The organism is Terrihalobacillus insolitus (assembly GCF_028416575.1).
Classification (GTDB): domain Bacteria; phylum Bacillota; class Bacilli; order Bacillales; family Amphibacillaceae; genus Terrihalobacillus; species Terrihalobacillus insolitus.
This window is the reverse complement of sequence record NZ_JAMQKB010000046.1, coordinates 1-5,324: the sequence shown is the minus strand read 5'-3', so window position 1 is coordinate 5,324 and position 5,324 is coordinate 1. Positions and strand designations below refer to the sequence as shown.

The 5,324-nt window shown below is 38.0% G+C and carries 3 protein-coding genes, 1 tRNA gene and 2 pseudogenes; 5 read left to right on the top strand and 1 reads right to left on the bottom strand.

Annotation, left to right across the window (positions count from 1 at the left end):
- Positions 1–178, top strand: a 178-nt coding sequence (locus tag NC797_RS17990; protein WP_272438177.1) for a zinc ribbon domain-containing protein, incomplete at its 5' end; no start/stop codon positions are given.
- 215 nt (positions 179–393) lie between these two features.
- Here the strand turns inward: NC797_RS17990 and NC797_RS17985 are convergent.
- A pseudogene (locus tag NC797_RS17985) lies at positions 394–1,446 on the bottom strand (IS4 family transposase); the annotation flags it as partial.
- An 810-nt stretch (positions 1,447–2,256) separates the two neighbouring features.
- Here NC797_RS17985 and NC797_RS17980 point away from each other — a divergent pair.
- The 4 genes and pseudogenes from NC797_RS17980 to NC797_RS17965 form a co-directional block, all read left to right on the top strand.
- A pseudogene (locus NC797_RS17980) lies at positions 2,257–2,769 on the top strand (peptidoglycan recognition protein family protein); the annotation flags it as partial.
- A gap of 63 nt (positions 2,770–2,832) precedes the next feature.
- A complete protein-coding gene (locus NC797_RS17975; RefSeq protein WP_272438176.1) occupies positions 2,833–3,303 on the top strand; it encodes a peptidoglycan-binding domain-containing protein in 471 nt (156 codons plus the stop codon).
- A gap of 243 nt (positions 3,304–3,546) precedes the next feature.
- Positions 3,547–3,619: transfer RNA gene (locus NC797_RS17970), tRNA-Val, on the top strand.
- 323 nt (positions 3,620–3,942) lie between these two features.
- The gene (locus tag NC797_RS17965) at positions 3,943–5,211 is read left to right on the top strand and encodes a coiled-coil domain-containing protein (RefSeq protein WP_272438175.1); all 1,269 of its coding nucleotides are present in this window, start codon (positions 3,943–3,945) and stop codon (positions 5,209–5,211) included.
- The last annotated feature ends 113 nt before the right edge of the window (positions 5,212–5,324 follow it).

Genomic DNA, 5,324 nt, shown 5'->3' with positions numbered 1-5,324 from the left:
TGTCAAAATAGACAAATGGTTTCCATCTACTAAAACTTGCTCGAATTGTGGAAATACTCAACCAATGCCTATGAATATTAGGATGTATGTTTGTTTATGTGGACTAAATCTTGATAGAGATTACAATCCAGCACTAAACATCAAAAAAGAAGGCATTCGCTTATTAGCAACTGCCTAAAGACAATATGAACTCTTGGAACAAGAGGGTTAGCTTGGTCAATTTTGTCGGCTACCAAAAGTGGCGATTACCCAAGAAGCCCCACTTCAAGCAACCCGCAAGGGTGGTAAGTGGTGGGAGTAGTTCACTGAGATCTCTATTGTCTTTCAACAAACGGGCGCGATTGTAGAAGATCATAGGCAGAAAATATGATCAAACTTTTTTATATAAAATCACTAGCGTTGATTAACCACTATTTTCCTATTGGGGTTTGACCTCTGTCGCCACTCGTGCAGAAATAGAGCCAGTGAGTCGATGGCCTCAATAGGAAATGTGTTAAAGATTAAACCTCTCGCAAAGTTGATAAATGTCAGGCTTGTGAAGGCCCAGCCTGGCGAAAGTTGATTGTATAGAAAACGTAAAAGCATATAAGCGATAATGGCGCAAAATAACTGGCCGTAAACAGCGTTTGGTTTTGGGCCAAAAAAGCGTTTCATATTTAAATGTTGTTTTAAAAAACGATAGAAAAGTTCCACTTGCCAATGTGCCTTATAGAGATCCGCGATGACTTTGGCGGAAAGAGGCATTAAATTTGTCACGACACGAATCGTATTTCCTTCGTCATCATAAAAAGAAACCACACGAAAACGCTCTTCAGACTGATTGGATCCTTTCCCAATCTGTGCTGTGTAATCTTCAATTACATTCGTCTCCTCCGGCTCCCACCGTTTGAGCGAGTGGCGCTTTTGCGTATACATGGACTTTTTCAGGCGAATCAGAAAAGATTTTTCGGCTTGATGAAGTGCGTCAAAATCTTTGATAGTGGCATACGCCCGGTCGCGGACCGAAGTGATGAGCTGATGGGCAAACTGATCCGCTACTGACGCGTCATGAGTTAACCCTTTTGACTCTTCTACTTGGGTCGGAAGCAGTGTATCTACACGGAAAAGCGTGTGCATTTTGACACCAGAGCGATCTCCGTGAAAAGGTGCCCATGGCAGTTGGTTCTTGCCCACCGTCATCGTCGTCGAATCCAGTGCAGCCAGAGACACTGGAAATTTCAGAGCACGTTTGGTCTTTCGATTCATCCGCTTAGCTAGGCGATGGAGAATGGCTTTAACAGCTTCATAGGGAATGACGCTTGCTTTCTTAGACAATGTCGTATAATCAACGTTTTTTAAATCAGGTTCATTCGTCAATTTACTTTCACTGTCACGGTAGTTCTCCCATTGTTTCGATGAAGCTACCAGCCAAAACATAAGCTGGTCGATTCCTTGCCACTTTGCAGCCGTTTCAGAGTAGCCATGGTATTCTCTAGTATTTTTATAACCTCATCTTCACTGATTAAGGTTTTAAATACGTGTAGAAGTGTGTTACATTGTGTCATGAAGGCATCGCTCCTTTGGTAGGATTTACCTTTATGGTAGTAGGCGATGCCTTCTTTTTTAAGTAATATGCTTGGTTAATTTTGGTTAATCAACGCGCGTGATATAAAATGTATACTAATCACAAGAAAAGAATCCATTTTGATCAGTCTTTTTTCAAAACGGATTCTTTTTGTAACTCCAAAAATAGATAAGCCACCCGCTAATGTAATAAATTTAATCTTAATTGAGAAGGCATCCGACAATAAAAAGTACTGCATTTATTTATTTGCTATTTTGGCGGACATTTATTCCTTTGGTGATAATTACAGCAAATATGCTTCCCTTTTGATAAAAAGCGGAACAGATGTCCGATTACATGCCAAAACACATCTTTTGCCACAAATATCGAAACAAATGTCCAGAGCACTTCTTTTACCATACCAATTCACAATACTTCTTCACATCGTCACACACCTCATATACGTTCCTCTACGATTAATAGCATAGAGGATGATCACCCCCATATTCTTACAAAACAATTGATGAGGCCAAAGCAAAATCTATAGTCATTGTTTAAAGTTAAAAATTAATATCATTTTTTTATTAAATACTTCCAAAAATATGGTTTCCTATCCGACACACAAAAAAATAACGGTCATATGATAATCCATGAGAACATTTATAGCTTATGTGCATAAAATAATTAGAAAAATGTATCGAGGTGAAAGTACAATGAAATACGAAATAGTTCGGGACTACATTGGGAGAGGAAATGCAAGACCAGGCGAAGAAATCGACAATGTCGAATTCATCGTAAGCCATGATACAGGTAACCCAGGATCCACAGCCTATGCAAATAGAAATTATTTTGAAAATGCTGATCCATTTGCATCAGCCCACACATTCATTGATGATGATATCATATTAGAAATTATTCCATTAGATGAAAAGGCTTTCCATGTGCGTTCAAATGTAACAACCGATAATAGAATGTTTGGGGCAGACGCTAATGATGCTGCGATAGGAGTAGAATTAGCGTACGGGGAAAACATTAATTTTGAAGAAGCATATGACCGATATGTATGGTACCACGCGTATCTTGTAGACAAGTTTAACTTGAACCCTAGCGAAGATATCGTTGCCCATAGCACGTTAGACCCTACACGAAGAACAGATCCACAAAACGCCCTTAACAGGCACGGGGTTTCATGGAATGACTTTATCGATGATGTACAACGAGCATATGATAAGTACTTCCAAGGAGATGATAATGTATCAGAACCTGCCGTAAAAGGTGCCTCCATTGATTTGCCATTAGATATTGGAGACGAAGGTCAGTTTGTAAAAGAGGTGCAACAGGATTTAATAAAGGCTGGCTTTTCTCTCCCAATCTATGGTGCTGACGGTATCTATGGAGCCGAAACACAAAGAGCAGTAATGAAATTCCAGAAAAAATATGGATTGACAGTAGACGGCCTTGTTGGACCACAAACATTAGACAAATTAAAAGAAGTCCTCAATACAAGTGACCCAATCAATGAATTTCCTTTACCAGACGGAATCTTAAAAAGAGGAGATGAAGGAGCAGAAGTAAAACAAGTACAACGAGCATTAAAACGGTTGAACTTTGACCCAAAGTATATTGATGGAATATATGGCCCATTAACAGAAGATGCAGTTAGAAGATTTCAGTCTATGTATGCTGCCTTAGATAACGATGGTATTTATGGACCTAATACTAGAAGATATATACAAATGGAGCTAGATGACTTGGGATAGTTATAGGAAAGAACATGACTTAGTTTTTCTATAGATAAGTCGTGTTCTTCTTTTATTTTAAGAAAGTATAAATTTGCAGCTTATTAAAGAAGCATAAGAAAAATTCAACGTTTGACCATCATTTTTTAACACCTTGGAAAAATACCAGTTGATGCATTCGCCATGAAAGCTTGTTCAAAATATCTTGACAAATATGGTGAATACCAATTATATTTATAGATGTCGATCCTCATTTTATATTACGATTCCGTAGCTCAGCTGGGAGAGCGCCACCTTGACAGGGTGGAGGTCGTTGGTTCGAGCCCAATCGGAATCATCATAAAAAAAAGCTGTAAGCCTTGTTGTATAAGGGTTTACAGTTTTTTTATATTGAAATGCTGAATGAATTTAACTCATTTTAAAATTTGGTGTAATTAGAAAAATTTTATTATTTAGTGAATAATCGCTCGTAATTGTTAGCCGCTTCTTTTTGCATATTTGATAGTCGTGTCACAGTGACGCGCCCAAAATTTGTCGAATCGATACATTCCAATGTGAATTTTTGGTAGAATAGTAGTAATAGAGAGGTGCCAAAAGGTCATGCTCTTTTAATAGAATACGCGATGTTTGAAACGCTACGAGATCATGGGGGAGATATTTATGGGTAAGGAGTTCAATGAAATATTAGTAGCCCAATCAGCACTAGAGGACTGGTTTGATTTGTTAAACGACCAGGAATTACTGTATGTGGCCAAGATGGTCAAGCCTTCGATTCCAGGGTTTTCTATCAAAAATTTTTCAAAGGTGCCACCTAAACTACTAATGAAAAACACGAAGAAGAAGGTGCAATCCATTGGAAATCCTGATGAGTTCTTTAAACAATTGGTAAGTGATACGGTTGCTGAAGAATTTAAAGGATTAGAGATCCTTGAGCTTATTACGAAAATGAACATGAATGAAAGCTTTACCCCTAGTCAGAAACTAGCGCTACTTATTACGAGTTATCCATCCTACTATGCAGCACACGAGTCCTTTATTAAAGTGGAAGTGAAAAACAGCCGCGACCCGATTAAAGGACTAGGAAATAACGAGTACTCACTGCTAGAGCAAATGGAAGCAATGATTCATGTCAGAAAGGATGATTTTGCTGGCGAGGTTGAATTTATTTTTGAAAACGATCTTCAATTTGACAAAATGGAAGAGATCGCCCCTGATAGATATGAAACGATAAGAGATTATCTGAATGATAAGGGGCTTCCGATTCCGAATAAGGGGATGTTTCTACAACTATTAAAAGTATATAACGAAGATGAGTTCACAGGTTGGTCTGATCCTGAGAAAATAGCCTTCTATAAGCTTGTCGTTCAGGACATTGTCGCAATCCATAAAACGTTATACGAGTTCATAGATGTGTTAGATGACGAAAAGGATGACCAAATTTCAGCACTAAAAGACCGCATAGCGATTTATGACCAGGACTTGATTACGATCAATAACCTTTATCAAGAGCAGATGAAACAGGTAAAGGAAACCGAAAAAGAAATCGCGAAGCTTCAAAAAGACAAGGCTCAGCTAGAACAACAAATCAAGCAGATGAAGGGAGAGCATGCTCATGAAGTGAAGAAGCTAAACAAAAACATGAAAGAAGCAGCGGAGGAAATGGCGAGAATGAAAGAAGACCGTATCGAAATAGATGCTATTAAACTTTTTAAAGGTGAATCGATTTGCCTATTAAGTCAACCTGACCATCGCACCATCCCTTTATTTTTAGAGGATGATCAGTATATATATTTTTCAAATAGAGTTGAATTTCAGAAAATAGTGAATCAGGAACACCTTCAGGGGAAGATTCTTTTTGTCAACACAGATGGACTTTCAACAAAAGATACGTTCTTTTGTGAAAAGGAACTTAAAACCCGAGTTTGGTGACATAAATTTCCAATCCCTTTATTGTCAAGGGTTTAAAGAGTTATTGTGATTTTTGTAGTCCTAACAAAATTGTTAAAATAATATGATTAACCCTTGATATATAGGGTATTTGG

Excerpts from the sequence above, each read along its gene's own strand:
- NC797_RS17965 (WP_272438175.1), top strand. The coding sequence starts at position 3,943 with ATGGGTAAGGAGTTCAATGAAATATTAGTAGCCCAATCAGCACTAGAG.